Genomic DNA, 20162 nt, shown 5'->3' on the forward strand with positions numbered 1-20162 from the left:
GTTATTTTAGAGGATGTTTGAAAAGTCCTCTTATCGGTATCAAAAGTTTTAGATCCCTCTAAATCTCCCGATAAATTGGGAGACTTTAATTCCGGTTTCCCCCTTTTTAAGCTAGCCTTTTTTAAGGGGGGTTGGGGGGATCTCCGAACACTAAATATCACTAACCGAAGCGTATTGGGAGCAGGGGAGAACTTTCTGTAAGTCTTTCCTCAATGCCCCATGCCCTAAACATAAAGACTGTGCGATCGCATTTACCAATGGGAATCATAACAAACAGATTCACCACAGTAAATAACCAATGGCTTACCAAAACATTACAGGCTCCCTTTCCCCAGCAGATATCCAAGAAATTAAAGCAGCCTTTGCGACTATCCAAGCAAAGATGCCTTTTCTCGTGACTCTCAGTGTGGAAGAACGACGTAAGTTATTTAAGATGGGCGATAAAAGCCTAGCCTTTGTCAACACTAGCCTGACTGCTGCCCAATCTAACCGAGAAATTCTTCCAGCCAGTTTTGATGTAGACGAATTTGTGCGGGATTATCAACTAGCCGCCACGCTCACCGAACTTTTGATTGGACTGCAACAACTGACAGAACAAGTAGATGATACTCTAATGGCAGTCGGTAGTGAAGCAATGGGTAGCAGTTTGACAGTTTACGACTATGTAAAGACAGCTGCTAAGAAAACTCCAGGGTTAAAAACTCTTGCTGAACAATTAGGCGATCGTTTTAAAGCTATTAAAAGTAAACCTGCTAAAACTGCTTCTGATTCATAGGCTGTTAACTTTGCCAGAGATAAGAAAAGAGTGAAAGGGGAAAAGTTACAGGTAGATTTAATTCCTTTTCTTTTCCCCTTTCTATTTTATAAACTGGTGAATGAGTCTTTGATACTCGCAGGAGAGTCTTTTATACTCGTGCGAGAGTCTTTGATACTCGTGCGAGAGTCTTTGATACTCGTGAGCGAGTCTTTTATACTCGTGCGAGAGTCTTTGATACTCGTGCGAGAGTCTTTGATACTCGTGAGCGAGTCTTTGATACTCGTGAGCGAGTCTTTGATACTCGTGAGCGAGTCTTTGATACTCGTGAGCGAGTCTTTGATACTTGTCGGAGAGTCTTTGATACTCGTCGGCGAGTCTTTGATACTTATTAAATAGCCTAAGAAAACCTCACCCTGGTTCTGCTACGCAAAACCTGTCCCTCTCCTTAGTAAGGAGAGGGATGTCCGTTAGGACAGGGTGAGGTTTTCAGGGACTTTTGGGTAATTGTATAACTTGTGTGTACACCGTAACTTATTGACAGAGGCTTTGAAACTCCTATTGCTTTGTAGGGAAAGAGTTAAATTTCGCAGGACTTGTACTTACCCTTTAGAACTCCGGGCAGACTGGGTACTATACCGTTAATCGCGTGTAATCTGCCACCTTGCCCCCAATTATGCTCACCATACCCCGCCACACCAGCAAGCTTTCCCTCTTTTTCATTTTCTGTTTCACCCTACTCCTGACTTTCCTCCTCTCCCTATCTTGGGTAAACGCCAAAGAAACCCCCAAACCCAACCCCCAAGATTGGCAGATTAATGGTATATTAGCAGCCCTTGATGATGGACACGACCAAGTGAAGGGAGGTGCTTTGTACCAATTAGTTCAATATGATCTAAAAGATTTAAAATCCCTGGGCAAGAAACCGGAGGATGTTGCTCAAAAAGCTGCCAAAATCCTCAAGGATAAAAGCGTTGAATCCGATGTTCGTTCCCGTGCAGCAGTAGCATTGGGAAATCTGGGGGAGGCAGCCAAACCCTACGTCAAAGATATCGCTGACTTCCTCAAGGATAAAACCGTTGACTCAAATCTTCGTTCCCGTGCAGCAGAGGCATTGGGAAATCTGGGGGAGCCAGCCAAACCCTACGTCAAAGATATCGCTGACTTCCTCAGGGATAAAACCGTTGAATCCGATGTTCGTGTAAGTGCAGCAGTGGCATTGGGAAATCTGGGGGAGGCAGCTAAACCCTACGTCAAAGATATCGCCGACTTCCTCAGGGATAAAACCGTTGACTCAAATCTTCGTTGCCGTGCAGCAGAGGCATTGGGAAATCTGGGGGAGGCAGCCAAACCCTACGTCCAAGATATCGCTGACTTCCTCCAGTATAAAACCTTTGACTCAAATCTTCGTTCCTGTGCAGCAGAGGCATTGGGAAATCTGGGGGAGCCAGCTAAACGCTACGTCAAAAGTATCGCTGACTTCCTCAAGAATAAAACCGTTGACTCAAATGTTCGTGGAAGTGTAGCAGTGGCATTGGGAAATCTGGGGGAGGTAGCCAAACCCTACGTCAAAGATATCGCTGACTTCCTCAAGGATAAAACCGTTGACTCAAATGTTCGTGGAAGTGTAGCAGTGGCATTGGGAAATCTGGGGGAGGCAGCCAAACCCTACGTCAAAGATATCGCTGACTTCCTCAAGGATAAAACCGTTGACTCAACTGTTCGTGGAAATGTAGCAGTTGTTCGTGGAAATGTAGCAGTGGCATTGGGAAATCTGGGGGAGGCAGCCAAACCCTACGTCAAAGATATCCTCGACCTCCTCAATGATAAAACTGTTGACCCCAATGTTCGTTCCGTTGTAGCACAGGCATTGGGAAAGATAGAACAACTGAACCTAAATAATATTGTTGTAATTCTGGATAGCGTCTATTATGCAGGTCAATCAGAATTTGAAACGTGGCGATTTTTTACCTATTTTCTTAGTGGCGGCACTGATGAAGTAAAAACCTTGCTCACATGGCTAGGCACACCAAAAGCAATTCCTGATAAGCTGACACACGCTGAAGGTGTAAAAACACTAGAAATCTTTCGCCAAACCTGGGAACCCAGCCAAGAACTAGATCAATTAAGAAAAGATTTAGCACAGCAAATTTCCGAAGTTGCTGCTAACAAAAACGTTCCTTGGAAATTACAGGATATTGGTTTATTGCAAAGCCATTACAACAACCTCAAAAAAGTCAACTCCACCAATGCTAATGCAGTGCAGTCAGCAATAGATAATTTGGAGGGGTGGCGGTGGTTTGTCAATAGCAGAAACACCATCCTCATTCACATTGCCTTTTGGCTAGCCCTCATCTTTGCCTACCCCAAATTTCCCCAAGTCCAAGCCATCTTCTTCTGGAACCCTTGGGTAAGACGCATTTTAGGCGTGGGCTATGTCGGCTTTCTCCTCACCTGGGTTCCTTTCCTGCGCCACAAATTATTTGAACCATTCAAGCCTTCCCTATTAGCCGATGCCGGGTTAGATAATTTTCACGATCAATCATACTTCCCAGAGTCTAAAGTCAAAGTTCCCGCCTCAGGAGACATCCAGCCAATTAGCGCAGCCTTACCCAGTATTCAAGGACAAATTATCTTAGAAGGAGATTCCGGCTTAGGCAAGTCGATGTTTCTCCGTCATCTCTTAAAAACCTCCCAGCGCATAGTCGTTTATCTCCCCGCCCAAAAATGTCATAAAGGCGTAATAGAAGCCATCCAAGACAAGCTACACGGACAGGCACAAGATGCCGGCTTCCTGAAAAACCTCATTTACAGTGGCGCCATAGATATCTGCATCGACGGACTCAACGAAGTCACCGCCGAAACACGGGCAAAAATCTGCCAGTTTGTCGAAAGCTATTTCCGGGGCAACATTATCATGACTACCCAGCCCCTAGAGTGGACACCCCCCTCAACAGCCAAAACATACTACTTGCAGCCCCTTGAGCAACAACAAATTCAAGAGTTTTTGATGTCCCGTCAGCCGCGACTCCCCAAAGATGCCAAAATTCAAGGTGCTGATTACGCCCAAGCCAGCACCAGCTATTTAACAGAAGTCCTCAAAGAGCAGCAAGCCAAAGAAGAGTTAAATGCTGTCCGCCGAATTCTTTCTAATCCAATGGATCTAACAGTGGTAGCGCTGATGTTATCACAAGGTAAAGATCCAAACTTGTTTCGCCTGCAAGAACAGCAATACAACCTGATGGCAACAGAATACCTGCAAGAATGGAGTCAAGAATTTCCGCTCAAAAGATTTTCCGCCGCCGTCTATCAAATGCGACTCGAAGACAAACAAGCCTTACCAGGGGATGAATTTCACCAAATTGTCATGTCTTTGGAAGACGAGAAATACAAGATGGTAGTCAGCCGTCAGTGGCAAGATGAAAAAAGCGCAGCGAAGAAAGAATGGTACTTCCGCCACGATAAAATCATGGATTTCTTCTTGGTGCAAAACTTTCTGGGCGAAACTGATGCCGCCGAAGGACTATTAGTTGATAGAATGGGCGATCCGCGTTTTCGTGGCGTTTATTTCTTGCTAGCAACCTTACTTCCTTTAGATGCAGCCAAAGAACTGCGGGAGAAGTTGATTCAATACGCTGCGGATACTAAAGACAATACGGTGAGTAATACCTTTGTGCAGTTGTTGAGAACTAGATAATTCGTAATTCGTAATTCGTAATTCGTAATTTTAAGGAACAATATTAGGGCTTCTCGTTTGGATGCAATAGATTTTGACCTCTCTCCAAACCTCTCTCCTAAAAGGAGAGAGGCTTTGAATCTTACTCCCCTTCCCTTGTAGGGAAGGGGCTGGGGGTTAGGTCTGTATTGAACTCAACCGAGAAAGTTAGTGTCGATGACCACTCGGAACGTCATGCTTGGTGAAAATGTTTCTACTTATTGCCGCACAATAAGCCAAACCGAACTAACCCACGCTCATAACCGCGACGCATCAACCCCAGTGACAACGCTCCTTGAATGGTAGTCCAACCGGCATTTAGTAAGCCCCAAAGAGCTTGGGGGGTGAACGCGGAATCAATGACGACATTCCAAAAGGGGGCGACGGCGGTTGACCAATCGGCGGTGCGGATATTATGTAATGGTAGTTGAAGTGCGATCGCTTCATACTCTGGCAAAGAAATTACATAAGGCAAACAATACACCCGATAAATATCCTGCAAGTGCTTTTCTTCATCCGCAGTCAGTGGTAACTTATCAGTCGGTCGATGACACCAAGTGACCATAATCAAAATGCCACCTGGTTTTAACACCCGGTAGCACTCCTGGAGAAACTTCGTTTTATCTGGCATGTGTTCACCACTTTCCAGCGACCAAACCAAGTCAAAAGAATCGTCAGCAAAGGGCATTTCTTGGGCATTGGCTACGTGAAACTGTGTTCTCAGACTCAAACCAGCCTCTATTGCGCGTTCCGTTGCTCTGGCAGCTTGCACAGGACTCAATGTAATCCCTGTAGCTCTAGCATTAAACTTTTCTGCTAAGTATAAAGAACTGCCGCCAATACCACAACCCACATCTAGGATATTTGACGCTGCTTTTACCCCTGCCCAATTGAGCAATTCTTCGATTAAATCAATTTGAGCCTGACGACGGTCTTTTTTCTGGCTACCATCAGCGCCGTAATAGCCGTGGTGCATGTGTTCGCCCCAAATCTGTTCCCACAGACCAGAGGAAGCATCGTAAAATTGCTGGATTTGCTGGTAAAGTGTTGCACTCATGAAAAAAACAGTGTTAAGACAAAGCCGAATTTAAAAAACATACTGGTAGGCTACCACGTATGTTTTTAATTAAATAAGGTGTTTTTGTTTCCAGAGAGGGTGAACCCCAGTTTATCTTCCCTGGAAAAAAGTTTATAAATTTTACCTTAGTATGACATGACCGTTGCTCGCACAATTTGTTTAGGATTTCTGGCTGTTATCGCTCTAGGTACTATTCTGTTGATGATGCCTTTCTCGACCAGCGATGGTACGTGGAATGACATAATTGTGGCGCTATTCACCTCCACATCCGCAGTTTGTGTTACGGGTTTATCAGTAGTTGATCCTGGTACTTATTTTTCCTTTTGGGGCCAATTTTTTATTGCACTATTAGCTCAGATTGGCGGGTTGGGTTATATGACAACTACCACATTTCTGATTTTGCTTCTTGGACGTAAGTTTAATATGCGGCAAAAAATAGCAATTCAACAAGCTTTAGACCGACCGGGGATGAGTGGTAGCACCCAAGTTATCCGTTCAATTATTGCTACAACTTTAATCTTTGAAATTACAGGCGCATTCTTACTTTTGCCAGCTTTTGTTCCTGAGTATGGATGGAGTCAAGGACTCTGGTTAGCAATTTTTCATAGTATCAATGCTTGGAATAATGCTGGTTTTAGTTTATTTAAAGATAACTTAATTGGGTATCAGTCATCTTTCTTAGTAGTCTTTACAATCACAACGTTAATTATCTTTGGGGGGATTGGCTATCAGGTAATTTTGGAAATATATCTTTGGTTACGTGATCGCCTTTTCAAACAATCTATGAAAATCCAAATATTTTCTCTAGATTTTAAAGTTGCAACTAGCACAACTATTATATTATTAGTAATAGGGTCAGTTGCCTTTTTCTGTATAGAGATCAGAAACCCTGAAACATTTGGTTATTTAAATTTACGTGACCAGATATTAGTAGCTTGGTTTCAATCAGTTACTCCTAGAACTGCTGGTTTTAACACCATTGATATTGGTAAAATGACCACCGCTGGTCTATTTATTACGATTGCGCTAATGTTTCTTGGTGCAAGTCCAGGTGGTACGGGAGGAGGCATGAAAACAACAACTCTGAGAGTCTTAACCAGTTGCACCAAAGCGATTCTCCAGGGTAAAGAAGAAGTTTTATTGTATGATCGCAAGATAGCAATATCTTTAATTTTGAAAGCTGTGGGTGTGTTGGTGGCTTCAGTAGCAACCGTGATTTTAGCTACTATCCTAATAAGCCTTACAGATCCAAGGTTGGATTTTATTAAAATTTTGTTTGAAGTGGTATCAGCCTTCGCCACCGTAGGGCTTTCTACAGGCATTACAGCAAGTATCTCTACAGCAGCAAAGCTCATCTTAATTGTCACGATGTACGTTGGACGAGTAGGTGTTTTACTACTGATGTCCGCAGTATTAGGAGATCCACGTCCTACTAGAATTCACTATCCTGAAGAAAATTTACTTGTGGGATAGTTAGGGAGTGAGGGGAGAATAATTATTGACAGATAACTAATGGCTAATGGCTAATGAATAAAGTGATAAAATATACAGTGGAAGGCAAAAAATAAAATTTTTAATTCAAGCGGTATAACCGTTTTTTGCTCTAAATACAGGGAGTCATAATAAGGATAACAACGGTGAATCTATCATCATTAAGTTTTTTTCGCAGTTTACGTAAAGATAACCACCAATTTGCTGTAATTGGGTTAGGTCGTTTTGGTAGATCCGTTTGTTCAACACTGCACAATTTTGGTTATCAAGTGCTGGCAACAGATATTGATGAAAAACGAGTTTCAGAAGCATTAACTGAGGGAATAGTTGGTCATGCTTTGCAACTAGACTCTACAGAACCAGCCGCACTCAAAGAAGCTGGAATTTTTGAATTTGATACTGTAATTGTAGCGATTGGCAACTACGTTCAGGAAAGTATTATAACCACCCTAAATGTTAAAGAGGCTGGTGTACCCCACGTAGTTGCCAAAGCTTCTAGTGAAGTTCACCGTAAACTGTTGCAGCGAGTAGGAGCAGATCATGTTGTTTTTCCTGAGTATGAAGCGGGTTGCGCTTTAGCGCGTACCCTTACCAAACCAGCAATCTTAGATCGGTTTGACCTCGACCCAGATAACAGTATTGTAGAGTTGATTGTGCCTGATGAATTTCACGGCAAAACAATCACTGAGCTTCAACTTCGTAACCGCTACGGTTTAAATTTGCTAGCAGTGAGTCAGGATGGTAAATTTCAAATTAATCCTGTCCCTACTAAGCGTTTAGAGCGTGGTTCAGCAATGGTAGTTATTGGTTGCAATAAAGATATCAATCGTTTGCCAATTTAAAAAAGTTAAAAGTGACTCCCAAGTTATAGTAAGCTAAGGCATTTTTAGGATTTAGGCGAATAGCTTGCCGATAAGTGGCGATCGCAGGCTCTATTTGACCGAAACTAGGGTGTAGGGTGTGGGGTGTGGGGTGTAGGGTCAAAAGAAAAAACTCTCTTATTTATGTACACCCAAGTACACCCTGATTTATTTCCTACCCCACACCCAACACCCTACCCCCTACACCCTGATTTATTTCCTACCCCCTACCCCCTATACCCAACACCCTTGTTTTTGACCTTGTTGGTGCAAGGCCGATCGCTAAGTTAAAATGAACATTGGCGTTGCCGCTATCTCGATTAATTGCTTGCTGGGATGCTGCGATCGCTTTTTGTAGCTGTCCTTGAGGTAAGTTAGGGTTTGACGCAAGGATATTATGTAATGTCAGCAACGCCAATCATTTAGACTTAAACTAAGCTAGAAACTCGGGTAGTGAACTTTGACATTGCAAATGTGCTATCGCTTTTAGACCAACGGCCAAAGAATTTGCTGACGCTGGCTAATTCTTGCATTAATTCTTCAAATGCTTCCAATGTCAAAGACTGCGGCCCATCAGAAAGTGCTTTGGCTGGGTTGGGGTGTACCTCAATCATCAAAGAATCTGCACCAGCAGCAATAGAAGCCATAGACATAGTTGAAACAAACTCTGATTTACCAGTGGCGTGGCTAGGATCAATCATGATAGGTAAATGAGTCAGCGATCGCAATACTGGAATTGCAGATATATCTAAAGTGTTACGTGTATATTCTCGGTCAAAGGTGCGAATTCCTCGTTCGCACAAAATCACATTGGGATTACCTGCTGCCAGAACATACTCGGCTGACATCAACCAATCTTCAATAGTTGCAGCTAGACCCCGCTTCAAGAGTACTGGCTTCCCAATAGCACCAAGTTTCTTCAGCAGTGAGAAATTCTGCATATTACGGGCACCAATTTGGATCACATCTGCCACTTCCGCAACCTTGTCCAACTCAGCTGCATCCATCAGTTCTGTGATAATTCCTAAGCCGGTAACTTCTCTAGCTTTTGCTAGTAAACCTAAGGCACTCTCACCGTGACCTTGAAAAGCGTAAGGAGAGCTACGAGGTTTATATGCACCACCTCGCAGAAACTGCGCTCCAGATGCTTTTACTACTTGCGCTGTTTCAATAATCATTTCTTCATTTTCAACAGAGCAAGGACCAGCAACTATAACTAAAGGATGCTTTTGACCAAAGGTTACAGGCCCATTGGGTGTGGGTACTACTACTTCACTATGTTCTCCATAGCGGAATTCCAAAGAAGCGCGTTTAAAGGGCTTTTTCACCCGGATAACTTGTTCGATAAAAGGACTGATGTTTTGAATTTGGCTAGGATCAAGTTCTGCGGTTTCGCCTACTAAACCAATAACTGTTTTGTGCTGACCCTTACATATTTCTCCTGTAAGTTCACGACGACTAATTTCTGCCGCTACGCGCTCAATTTCAGTGGATGGAGTACCCAGTTTCATAACTATAATCATAGTGATTAATTTCCTTAAAGATTTCAGTTTGTTTATGGACTTGTGAGAGTTCTTCGAATGTGTAAACTTGCGATTGAATCCTCAAATATCAATCGGACTACTTGGAATGTTTTACGCAAGTCTCTAAAAACTTTATATTTCTTTAATTGGGACTGTATATTTCTTTACATTCTGACTATCTGACGACAAGCCGCTTTACGTCTACGCCCACCAAATCTCAAAGCCTTAAAGCTACGTTGTCTATTCTCAATAAAAGTGAGTTTTTATCGAGAAAAATAAGGGCTAATTTGTCAAGTTAGCAAGAAAATACAAGCCTTGTAAGCTTTATAAAACAATGGTTTTAAGATTGTTAAGAAAAATGTTACTAATGGATAAGTATCTAGAGGATTTCTCCCTGCCCTCTTCCCCCTGCCCCCTCCCTCAAAAATTGGTGTTTAGACTAGAACATAATAAAATGCAGAAGATCAAACAAAACTCTTGTGCTGACATTTACCCAACTTAAACCACCTAACCCTGATGCCACAGTCATTTTTACTCTGGCGCTGACAGCAGAAGAACGTACCCGCAGCCGCCATCGCTTTGAAACGGAAGATGGCAAGGTTGTATTTTTGCATTTACCTAGAGGAACTGTCTTACACGATGGTGATATTCTCCAAGAAGAAACTCACGGCAGTTTAATCAGAATTATTGCCAAATCAGAACTAGTGCTGACTGCCTTTGCCCAAACACCGCTTTTATTACTACGGGCGGCATACCATTTAGGAAATCGCCATATACCTGTAGAAATTACCCTGACTTATTTACGCTTGTCCTCAGATTCCGTTTTACGCACGATGTTAGAACAACTGGGGTTAGAAATTAAAGAGGAAATTTTACCGTTTCAGCCAGAATTGGGAGCTTATGGACAACACCATGACGCTCACTGACAACCATCTTTTGAGTATTTTGCAGCTGGCTAGCCCCGCTTTGCCTGTGGGAGCATATAGCTATTCTGAAGGCTTGGAAACGCTGGTGGAAAATGGCATCATTGCCAACCAAGCACATCTCAAACACTGGTTAGAAGCAGAGTTGCTCTACGGGGCAATTCGGTTAGATGCAGCAGTGATGGTACGATCTGAGCAAGCTGCAAAAATGGGTGATATGGAGTCGCTATGTCGTTGGAATCTGTGGTTATCTGCTGCTAGAGAAACAGAAGAGTTACGCGCCTCTAGTTGGCAGATGGGGCGATCGCTGATTCAATTACTTGGTAAACTAGAATCGCAGATAGTGCCTATTGCCAAGGCTGTGGGTAATCCTTGCAATTATGCGATCGCTTTTGGCATTGCTGTTGCCCATTGGCAAATTAGTGTCAACGCCGGATTACTGGGATATCTGCATAGTTGGGCAAGTAATTTGATTACTGCTGGCGTGAAACTGATTCCTCTTGGACAAACAGCAGGACAGATTTTATTGCTAGATTTGCAGCCATTAATTAATACTGCGGCGTTAGAAATTCTAGCGTTGAAGGATGATGAACTCGGTTGTTGTAGTTGGGGTTTGTCACTGGCGAGTATGCAGCATGAAACGCAGTATACAAGATTGTTTAGGAGTTAGTCATTGGTCATTGGTCAGAGTGGGTTTGCCGAAAATTTAGACTTTTGACGAATTGTGTTAAGAGTGCGATCGCTGTACTTTAGATGTTAGTAACAGTAAAATACTCATCGACCCACTGCTTGGGCATCAGGAGAAAAAATGAGAGAACGCATAGGCCAGCCTAAAAAAGCTCCCACTGCTTCCTTCTCAATCCCTACACTCAAAGAACCAACACGCAATTTTGGTTTAAACTCCTCTGGTGCTTCATCCCAAGCAACAAGTGAGGTGCGATGCCTACGGCGGCAAGCTACGCAAAACTTACCTTTACGGCACGACATTAGTCGAATATCACTGCGCCCACAAACCAAACTCACAGTTAACCAGCCAGGAGATGTTTACGAGCAGGAAGCTGATAGAGTAGCAGGGCAGGTCATGCAGACGATAAGCGAACCTGTAAATAAACAATCTGTGCAACGGGAAGAATTGCCAGAGGAAGAAGAAGAATTACAAATGAAATCCCTGGTAAATTCCGATATTTCGCTGCAACGGGAAGAATTGCCAGAGGAAGAAGAAGAATTACAAATGAAATCCCTGGCAAATTCCAATATTTCGCTGCAACGGGAAGAATTGCCAGAGGAAGAAGAAGAATTACAAATGAAGCCCCTTACTGCTTCGCCCCAAGCAGTTACCGGGGTGCAACGCTCAAACAAACCTCTCACCCACGACATTAGTCGAATGTCACTGCGTCTACAAACAAGACTCACAGTTAACCAGCCAGGAGATATTTACGAGCAGGAAGCTGATAGAGTAGCAGGGCAGGTAATGCAGAAAATGAGCAAGCCGGGAAATCGCCAATCTATCCAACGGGAAGCATTGCCAGAAGAAGAATTACAAATGAAATCCCTAGCAAATTCCATTACTCCTGTAGTGCAGCGTCAGGGTGGTGGAGTGGCAGCTACCTCCGACCTGGAAACCTCAATCCAACAAGCACGCGGCAGTGGACAGCCACTCGCAGACGATATCCGCCAACCAATGGAACAGTCCTTTGGAACTGACTTCAGTGGTGTCAAAATCCATACAGATAGCCGCTCTGACCAGCTCAACCAATCCGTCCAAGCGCGTGCTTTTACAACAGGACAGGATATCTTCTTCCGTCAAGGAGAATATGCTCCAGAAAGTCATGGAGGGAAAGAATTACTTGCCCATGAGTTGACTCATGTTGTGCAGCAAAATGGCGGTGCTGTGCAGCGGAAAATACTTTCTAACCCAGAGACGAAGGAAAATAAAATACAGGCAAAAGCCCTAGATTCTGGACAATCACTAGCAACCGAACTCAGGGGAAACCCGCAAAAAAAAACTGAGCAGGATAACCAGGGACAGTCACAACAGGTAGATTTGCAGGCTAAAACTGAGACAGGAGAGTCCAAGGGTCAGGTTACAACAAAAAAAGGTGCGATCGCCGATACGCCTCCAAGTGATGGAAATGGTGCGTCAGCAGTAAATCCCCCAGCAGCGCAGAACAAAGACAATCCACAGAAACAAACTGAGCAAGATAAGCAAGGGCAGCTAGAACAAGCAGCTCCCAAAGCTAAAATTGACACAGAAGGGCAGGTTCAGGCAGTAGCAGGCAAAGGCGAGGTTGCAGGATTATCTGGAACAGCAGGTGGGCAAGTGAAGGAAGCGCCTGTGAGTAATGCTCAGACAGAACAAGTTGTTCATGATGCGAATGGTAAAAAGCAGCCAACTACTGAAGTCAAAGCTGATGCGACACCAAAGCTCGCATTGTTAACGCCAGATATAGCAGGTGTAGCAACCCAAGCCTTCGCTCCTATAACTAATGGAGTGCAGCCAGATACCCAAACTCCCCAGAGTACTACAGATAAAGAAGGCTCGGATGAATTTGCTCAATTCCTCCAGCAAGCAGATGCACAACGAGAGGGACTGCTTCAGTCGGCTGAACAAAAGAAACAGCAAATTCGGGCTGCTACTGAGGCACAAAAGCAGAACGCTCAACAGTCTATATCAACAGAAGAGAAACGCCTCGAAGAAATTTGTAACCAAGCAATTGAGCGCATCGAGCAATCAACAGCACGTATACGCACCCAAATTCTGTCAGATAGGGATGCAAAGGTAGAAGCTACACGAACTGGTACACAGAATGAGCTGAATAATCTTAAGCAGACAGTTCTGGAAAAACAAAACGCCCTAAGAAAAATGGGCGACAATAAAGCTACAGCAATTACCAGTGTAGGACAAGAGCAAAGTCAACGCGCCATCAACGTTAGCAACCAAAAGGCTTCTCAAGCTCAAACCTTTACTAATAGTAAAGTGCAGCAGTATGCAAGCTCAGAACATGGCAGTGATATTGCCCGTGGCGCTCAACAAATGGCTGCCAAAGCTACTCCAGGTATGCAAAAAGCCGGAGACGATATGGCTCAAGCCGCTTCCAAGGGTGCGAATGAACTAGCAAGCAGTTTCCAAAATGGCGCAAGCCAGCTTGCCCAAAAATTCAATCAGGCATTGGAAGAAGGACAGACAAAGATTTTGCAGGTACAAGACCAAACAATTTCAGTGCTGAATCAGATGGCTCAGGAGTCAGTGTCTCAGCTGGAAGCATCCAATAATGAGGCGGTAACGAAGCTCCAGGCTGGTAAACAAAATGCTGTGCAGCAGCTACGTAACAGCGCTCAAGGAGCTATATCAAACATTGATAAATCAGCAGAAAATTCTTGTGGTGAAGTGGATCAGGCGACAACCCAAGCAACAGGTAAACTGAGTAACTTTACAGCTGAAGTAAGTGCCAACCTGAGTACAAATCAAGGCGAGGCGGGTTTACAAACCGTGCAAGCGGCCCAAACTCAACTCAGCCAATTCCGCAAAGAGTGGGATGCAGGACTTAACCGCTTTGGTATTGATGCAACACAAATACTACAAGATCAAGCAAAGGAGATCCACGACCAGATAAGTAAACAGGTTGAGCAAGCTGCTGATCCTGTTCAAAAAGCAGCGACTGATTTCGAGACAAAGGGCGCTGATGCTTACAGTCAGGTGAGCCAGAAAATGGCAGAAACAGTCTCGAAGGCTACCGAGACCATGCACCAAGTCACAGGGGAGGCACAGAAAGAGCTTCAGAGACAAATCAGCGAGAGTGAGAGCAAATTCAATACTGGACTAGATCAAGGTAAGGTGCAATTAACTGGCATGGTCGATCAGGGTCTTGCCAAGCATGATGAAGCCCTATCCCAGTTGTCTACAAACGTCTCTAGTATGGCGGTACAAGCCGCTTCTTCATCAATTCTTGGCACAATTGGGAATTTCCTGAAAGGAGTTTGGGATGGCTTTTGGGATGCGATTGGGGATATCTTCAAAGGTATTGGTAGTTTACTTTCAAAATACTGGGAGAACCTGAAAAAAGGTGACTTTTGGACTTGGGTGATTACGATTGTTGTCGTTATTGTTGTCGCTGTAGTGATCATCCTAGCGATCGTGTTTCCCCCATTTGGTGCTGCTCTACTTGGAGTTCTAGCTGTTGTTGGCAAAATACTGCTTTATGGTGGAATAATTATTGGTGCGATCGCAGCTTTGTATTACCTATACAAGGCGATCTTTACACCTAACGTGAGCGCCTACGAACGTGGCAAGTATGCTGGTAGGGCATTATTTGAAATTCTCTTACTCTGGCTTTCCTGGAAGGGTATTGCTAAAGGAGCTTCTACGGCTGGAAAAGCGGCAACGGCTGCACGTTTAGCAGAACTCGTACCAGATGCTAAGTTACTAGCAAGGCTTGAGGTAATTGTCCAAGATCAAACCAAGCTGATAGAACTCCTAGAAACATGGAAGGATGCAGAAAAACTTGCTGAAATTTTGGAAAAAGCTGGCGATGTCGGAAAAGCTGAGGCACTTCTGAAGCAGTTTGGTAATATCGAGGAACTTTGGCAAATTTTACAAAAACCAGGTGTAACGGCGGTTGATCTCGAAGACTTGCTGAAGATTCCCGGCATGAACGTAGCTGAACTTAAGGATCTGCTAAAGCTACCCGGCATGACCGTAACGGATCTCAAGGATTTGTTGAAAGTTCCCGGCATGACCGTAACGGATCTCAAAGATTTGTTAAAGGTTTCCGGCATGACTGTAACGGATCTCAAGGATTTGTTGAAAGTTCTCGGCATGACTGTAACGGATCTCCAAGATTTCTTGACCAAGCCTGGTATGACTGTAGGCAAACTCAAGGACTTGCTGAAATTACCTGGTATGACAGCGACCGAACTCAAGAACTTCTTGACAATGCCTGGTATGACTGTAGAGCAACTTGAAAAGCTCGTGGCTCTCACAGACAATGCGCCTCAACTTAAGCGTCTCCTGCAACTGGTCACAGCAGCCGATCTTGAACTCTATATGCTGATGGCAGGAGGCAAAGGTCAAGCGGCTCGACTGACAACTCTCTTAGAGAAAGCCGCAGCATTGGGAGATGTCAAGCGAGTTGAGGATATTCTAAATTTAGCTAATGGAAATGCTGCTAGGTTCGCGAAACTGGCAGATGCTGTGCCGCTCTTTCAAGTGCCACCGCTACCAAATCCCGGTCTGACTCTACCGACACCAAAGCCTCCTTATACTGGATTATCTGCCAATGCGTCTCATTTCTTGGATCACACGTTCGAGTTTATTAATTTTCCAGCAAGGCTGAATAAGACACTCGGTACGACTTTCTGGCCACCGGGTACGTCTCCTGCAACCCTCGAAACGTGTTTGCAAGAGGTGGTTGATTTTCTAACTTCCACAACACCACCACAAGTCATCAGTTCTGGTACTCCACAATTTATTCCTATCAGTGGTTTTACTGTCCAGGTCGGTACTCAAGGAAATCCAGCTAATTTGAAAATAGGGCAGTTCTTCCCAACGCCTGGAGGTGGAGGAATTCACTTCACGATGGATGAAATAAGGGCATTTTGGAGATTACTGCAACCTTAATTGATACTTAATGCATGGACATTTCAAAAGGAGAGCATTGATGACTGTTAAAGTAACCTTTTGTGCACAGATTCGAGAAGGAAATGACTTTCTTTGTATTGCAGAAGACGACTTAGAAGCAAAATTTGAAGATTATCGCGAAAAATTATTCAGTAATACGGGCAATGATGGATTTATTATTATTAGTTCTCCAGAGCAACCTGATGTCCAAATTCAGGATGAACTATGGGCAATCATTCAGAATCTTTGCTTTATTGCAATTCCAGATTTAATTGCTCACAAATCTGTTGTTATCCGAATATACAATAACTATGGATATGTGAGATTAGATCCAGAAGCAGACTTGGTTCGCATTTCAGGAGACGGTCTGCCAGATGTGAGAGTAACCCGTGCAGAGTTAATTACCAGTCTTTATGCTTGTGGGAAAAGGTTTATACAGTTTCTGCGTAAGTTAGGAGAAGATGATCCAGAGTATAAAGACATTATAGAAGGTGTGGAAGAACACGCTAAACTAGCTCAACAGACACTAAATGAATACAAACCCTAAGAGTGGACACTATATCCTAGAGAAGAGGCGATGTCTAACGACAAACCGCTATGCGTCTCGCCAAAATCGAGGAACAAGCAGTGTGATCGCTGATATTATAGGCATCCAACTTCTAATAGCGATTTACGGCGCAAAACACAACAGATTCGTTTATATTGACCAAAATTGCGCCTAACGCCTTCTATCCAAAAACGATCGCCTCATACTGGCTTGACGTAGGATAATGTGTAGGGCGATCGCACTTTTTGGTCTTATATTATTAGTCCAAAAGCCTCGGTTAATCTGAGTTATAATTCTGACAACTGGTTGAATTGCAATTCTATGAAAGCTACTAAAACCATTGACGCATCTGTAACGTTGCCAATTGAGCTATGCAGGCGATGGCTGCGCCAACGTCTGGGACGAACGCAGAAGATACACAGTCTCCAGCAAACTTCCAAGGATGTGTTGCAATCATTAATTGAATTTGTATAAGTTGAATGTAAGTAAGGAGGAGTTAAATCCCCTTAGATATTCCTCCTGCTTTCTTCAAGTTATCTTTAAACAGCTCGGAAGCGATTAATCTCACCTGCGAATAAGTTTGCGTAGTACAAATTGCCATCCTCTCCACTGCTGATTTGTACAGGTACCCCCACACTGGAAGCAAACCGCCGAACTGAGACAACTTTACCCTCACTATTCAATGTCAAAGCATCAATAGTTCCTCTACTGGAATCACCGACGAATAAGGCATTGTTATAGATTGAAGAGAAAGTATTGCCTGTATAAAAGTCACCGACGATGATCGAAGCAGGATTACCAAGATGCCTGTAAGTATAAGTTGGGGCTGTAACAGGTTTGTCACTATTATAGAACTCTTGCGCTGATGCTAGATCGCTATATCTTGGTTGTTGTCGGCTGACGAGATTGCCTGCTGAATCTGTGCCACCCTCAAAGTACGGCCACCCAAAGTTAGCTCCTGGTGTTCCGATATTCAGTTCTTCCCAAGTAAGCCAACCAACATCACCAATATAAGGTGTATTGGTGCGCTCATCAATTGTGAAGCGGAAGGGGTTACGCAAACCAAAGTTATAAACTTTGGAACGATTGCTATCAGGATCGCCAGCTTGGTAGAAAGGATTACTTGATAGACCATCACCAGTAATCGGGTCAATCCGCAGAATTTTACCAGACAGATTATTGACATCCTGGACGCGAATTGCTCGCGGATCTCTTCCATTGTAAGAAGTGCCATCGCCAATGCTGACGAACAGGGAACCATCAGTTCCAAAACGCACAGCCCCAACTGAGTGAGATTCACTATCGGTTGCGATAAAATCCTGGATATTTTGGACTTTATCGAGATTATTCAGATAATCCTGCAAGCTGGTAAACGGCCTGCCGGTTTCTCTGTTAAGAATTCCTGATGGTGCGAAGTCAAGGCTGACATTTGTACTGTTGTCGTCAGGACGAATAATATTATCCCAAGTGCTATTGTTGCCCAGCAGCACAACTTCGCTACCTGCGATCGCAGTCTTGTAGTCGTTGTTGGCGTCGGCTGTCACCCGAATTAGCCGCGCAGCCCGGTTCCCCTCCTTATCGGGATTGTCCAATATGCTATTGGCATTGTTCTTGGAATTGTTTGGATTAGTTTCTACTGGATCGTAGGTAAACAACAAGTAAACGTAGTTCTTGCCGTTTGGATTTTGGCCAAACTCTGGATGTACAGCGATGCTTAACAAACCGCGATCGCGCGCATTATTTACCTGTCCAGAAATATTGATAAATGGCGTTGCTAATAATGTGCCATTGTCCAATACTCGCACTACCCCATCTTTCTGGGCAATGAACATGCGCGTATTGTCAGGCGTCCAGTCAAAAGCTGTAGGATCAACTAAACCAGAGGCCACCGTCTCTGAAATAAAGTTACCGGGGTCATTATCGATAATACTGATAGTTGTATATGAGTCAACTAGTTGCACTCCAACTGCATTACTAAACCTCAACCTAAAGGTTTCATTTGGTTCCCCAATGGTGTCATCTATAAGAGCGATAGAAATGTTTTTGCTTGTTTCTCCGATTGCAAAATTCAAGGTTTTAGGTGTAGCCTGACCTTGGTAGTCAAATGCACCTCTAGCAGTCACAGGCTCAGTTACGTAATCTACTCTAGCAGCCGCCGAAGCATTACCTCGTGTAACTGTCACTATAGCAGCACCGTCACTCTCATTAACTTCTGGCTGAGTAAAGCTTAGGACAAAGCCATCGTCATCTTGAATCGTAATTCCGAGAGTTCTTTGGGTTCCTAAATTTGCTCCTTCTGACTGATCAACGACAAAACCAAAAGTTTCATTTGACTCTATTAATGAATCATTCAGGATAGGAATGGAAACCTGTATGCTGCTTTCCCCCGCCAAAAAAGTAATTGTTTCAGCGCTTTCCGTGCCTTCACTTCCGTAGTCAACTCCTGCTGTGGCAGTACCAGCTATAGTCTGATACTTGACTGAAGATATGCCACTTAAATCACCACTTCGCAACACAGTGATGGACACACTATCATTGGATTCGTTCACAGTCGTGGCAGCTGATCCTAAGGTGATGGTCGCCTGTGAATATAGTTGAGACTGGGGAATGAATTCCTTGGTCTGAGAGTCGCTTGACCAAGCCAGTTTAGCAACGGCATCATATCTATTTTCGTAATACTCAAGTTTAATATCGTACTTCTGACCTGCAACTAGTCTGATTGAACCACTGTATTCTGTGGCAGATTGATTGACAAAGCGATTGATGATTTGCTGACCGTTGACCGTCAACCGTACACCATCATCACTAGTAGTGTAGAAGTTGTAAGTTTCACTGTACTTAGCCTCCACCTGACCTGCCCAACGGACTGAGAAGGTATCTGCATCTGTTATTAAAGGATCTGGAGAACTCTCACCCCAGTTAAAGTTCACTGTCGCATCTGTGCGAGTTAGCTTCAGATTGGTGAAGTCTCTGTTGTCGTAGTACTCTCCTTTGAGTCCGCTGCCATTACTAGCTATGCTGGCAGCACTATATAGTTGCGACTGGGGAATGAATTCCTTGGTCTGAGAGTCGCTTGACCAAGCCAGTTTGGCAACGGCATCATATCTATTTTCGTAATACTCAAGTTTAATATCGTACTTCTGGCCTTTAACTAGGCTGATTGAACCACTGTATTCTGTGGCAGATTGATTGACAAAGCGATTGATGATTTGCTGACCGTTGACCGTCAACCGTACACCATCATCACTAGTAGTGTAGAAGTTGTAAGTTTCGCTGTACTTAGCTTCCACAAAACCTGTCCAACGCACTGAAAAGGTATCTACACCTATTGTGGAAGGTTGTGGAGAACTCTCACCCCAGTTAAAGTTCACTGTCGCATCTGTGCGAGTTAGCTTCAGATTGGTGAAGTCTATGTTGTCGTAGTACTCTCCTTTGAGTCCATCTCCCTGAGAAAGCACACTGCTAGCCCGAGCGGAAATACTCGGTTGTGCCTGATCAATGGCTGCTAGAGATGATGATTGAGAATCAATTATTGGAGTTGTAAATGTTGGCGACAGTTGATTAAGACTTTGTAAATTAGTCATTGAGATATATCCCTCATAGTAGTAATAAAACTAATTGCTATAATCAATGGTTCAGAATTAGTTTTATGTT

14 protein-coding genes and 1 pseudogene are annotated in these 20162 nt (G+C 43.8%); 10 read left to right on the forward strand and 5 right to left on the reverse strand.

All coding sequences use genetic code 11. From position 1 onward, the window contains the following. The first annotated feature begins 298 nt into the window (after positions 1 to 298). From F8S12_RS34750 to F8S12_RS34760, 3 genes are all read left to right on the forward strand, one after another. Entirely contained in the window at positions 299 to 775 is a 477-nt protein-coding gene (locus tag F8S12_RS34750) for a hypothetical protein (RefSeq protein ID WP_196520803.1), read from the forward strand. Between the two features lie 30 nt (positions 776 to 805). Continuing rightward, the gene (locus F8S12_RS34755; protein ID WP_230968483.1) at positions 806 to 1153 is read left to right on the forward strand and encodes a hypothetical protein; all 348 of its coding nucleotides are present in this window, start codon (positions 806 to 808) and stop codon (positions 1151 to 1153) included. Between the two features lie 277 nt (positions 1154 to 1430). After that, positions 1431 to 4451 (forward strand): HEAT repeat domain-containing protein, encoded by a 3021-nt coding sequence (locus tag F8S12_RS34760; protein ID WP_196520804.1) that lies wholly within the window; start codon positions 1431 to 1433, stop codon positions 4449 to 4451. Positions 4452 to 4683: 232 nt separating this feature from the next. Here F8S12_RS34760 and F8S12_RS34765 read toward each other — a convergent pair whose 3' ends face one another. Next, positions 4684 to 5526 (reverse strand): methyltransferase domain-containing protein, encoded by an 843-nt coding sequence (locus F8S12_RS34765; RefSeq protein WP_196520805.1) that lies wholly within the window; start codon positions 5524 to 5526, stop codon positions 4684 to 4686. A gap of 156 nt (positions 5527 to 5682) precedes the next feature. Between F8S12_RS34765 and F8S12_RS34770 the strand changes: the two genes are divergently transcribed. Together F8S12_RS34770 and F8S12_RS34775 are read left to right on the forward strand one after the other, a co-directional pair. After that, on the forward strand, positions 5683 to 7020 hold the full coding sequence (locus tag F8S12_RS34770; protein ID WP_196520806.1) for a TrkH family potassium uptake protein: 1338 nt from the start codon (positions 5683 to 5685) through the stop codon (positions 7018 to 7020). Positions 7021 to 7184: 164 nt separating this feature from the next. Beyond that, positions 7185 to 7880 carry a potassium channel family protein gene (locus tag F8S12_RS34775; RefSeq protein WP_196520807.1) on the forward strand — a complete coding sequence of 232 codons (696 nt, stop codon included), beginning with the start codon at positions 7185 to 7187 and terminating at the stop codon, positions 7878 to 7880. Between the two features lie 10 nt (positions 7881 to 7890). Here the strand turns inward: F8S12_RS34775 and F8S12_RS42540 are convergent. From F8S12_RS42540 to aroF, 3 genes and pseudogenes are all read right to left on the reverse strand, one after another. Further along, positions 7891 to 7980: pseudogene (locus F8S12_RS42540) on the reverse strand (tetratricopeptide repeat protein); the annotation flags it as partial. Between the two features lie 138 nt (positions 7981 to 8118). Continuing rightward, positions 8119 to 8310 carry a hypothetical protein gene (locus F8S12_RS41855; protein WP_196520829.1) on the reverse strand — a complete coding sequence of 64 codons (192 nt, stop codon included), beginning with the start codon at positions 8308 to 8310 and terminating at the stop codon, positions 8119 to 8121. Positions 8311 to 8326: 16 nt separating this feature from the next. Continuing rightward, on the reverse strand, positions 8327 to 9421 hold the full coding sequence (gene aroF, locus F8S12_RS34790) for a 3-deoxy-7-phosphoheptulonate synthase (protein WP_196520808.1): 1095 nt from the start codon (positions 9419 to 9421) through the stop codon (positions 8327 to 8329). A gap of 479 nt (positions 9422 to 9900) precedes the next feature. On the opposite strand from aroF, the gene ureE reads away from it, so the two are divergent. The 5 genes from ureE to F8S12_RS34815 all read left to right on the forward strand — a co-directional run bounded on the left by ureE (position 9901) and on the right by F8S12_RS34815 (position 16982). Beyond that, a complete protein-coding gene (gene ureE, locus F8S12_RS34795; RefSeq protein ID WP_196520809.1) occupies positions 9901 to 10347 on the forward strand; it encodes an urease accessory protein UreE in 447 nt (148 codons plus the stop codon). Beyond that, positions 10322 to 11014, forward strand: a complete 693-nt coding sequence (locus F8S12_RS34800) for an urease accessory protein UreF (RefSeq protein WP_196520810.1) — start codon at positions 10322 to 10324, stop codon at positions 11012 to 11014. Before ureE ends, F8S12_RS34800 begins: the two co-directional genes overlap by 26 nt. Positions 11015 to 11152: 138 nt before the next feature. Then, the gene (locus F8S12_RS34805; protein ID WP_196520811.1) at positions 11153 to 15961 is read left to right on the forward strand and encodes an eCIS core domain-containing protein; all 4809 of its coding nucleotides are present in this window, start codon (positions 11153 to 11155) and stop codon (positions 15959 to 15961) included. Between the two features lie 40 nt (positions 15962 to 16001). Beyond that, positions 16002 to 16508 (forward strand): hypothetical protein, encoded by a 507-nt coding sequence (locus F8S12_RS34810; protein WP_196520812.1) that lies wholly within the window; start codon positions 16002 to 16004, stop codon positions 16506 to 16508. A gap of 321 nt (positions 16509 to 16829) precedes the next feature. Next, a complete protein-coding gene (locus tag F8S12_RS34815) occupies positions 16830 to 16982 on the forward strand; it encodes a hypothetical protein (RefSeq protein WP_196520813.1) in 153 nt (50 codons plus the stop codon). Between the two features lie 65 nt (positions 16983 to 17047). Here F8S12_RS34815 and F8S12_RS34820 read toward each other — a convergent pair whose 3' ends face one another. Further along, positions 17048 to 20092, reverse strand: a complete 3045-nt coding sequence (locus F8S12_RS34820; RefSeq protein ID WP_196520814.1) for a PA14 domain-containing protein — start codon at positions 20090 to 20092, stop codon at positions 17048 to 17050. Between the last annotated feature and the right edge of the window lie 70 nt (positions 20093 to 20162).

This window comes from Nostoc sp. WHI (assembly GCF_015714725.1).
Classification (GTDB): Bacteria; Cyanobacteriota; Cyanobacteriia; order Cyanobacteriales; family Nostocaceae; genus Nostoc.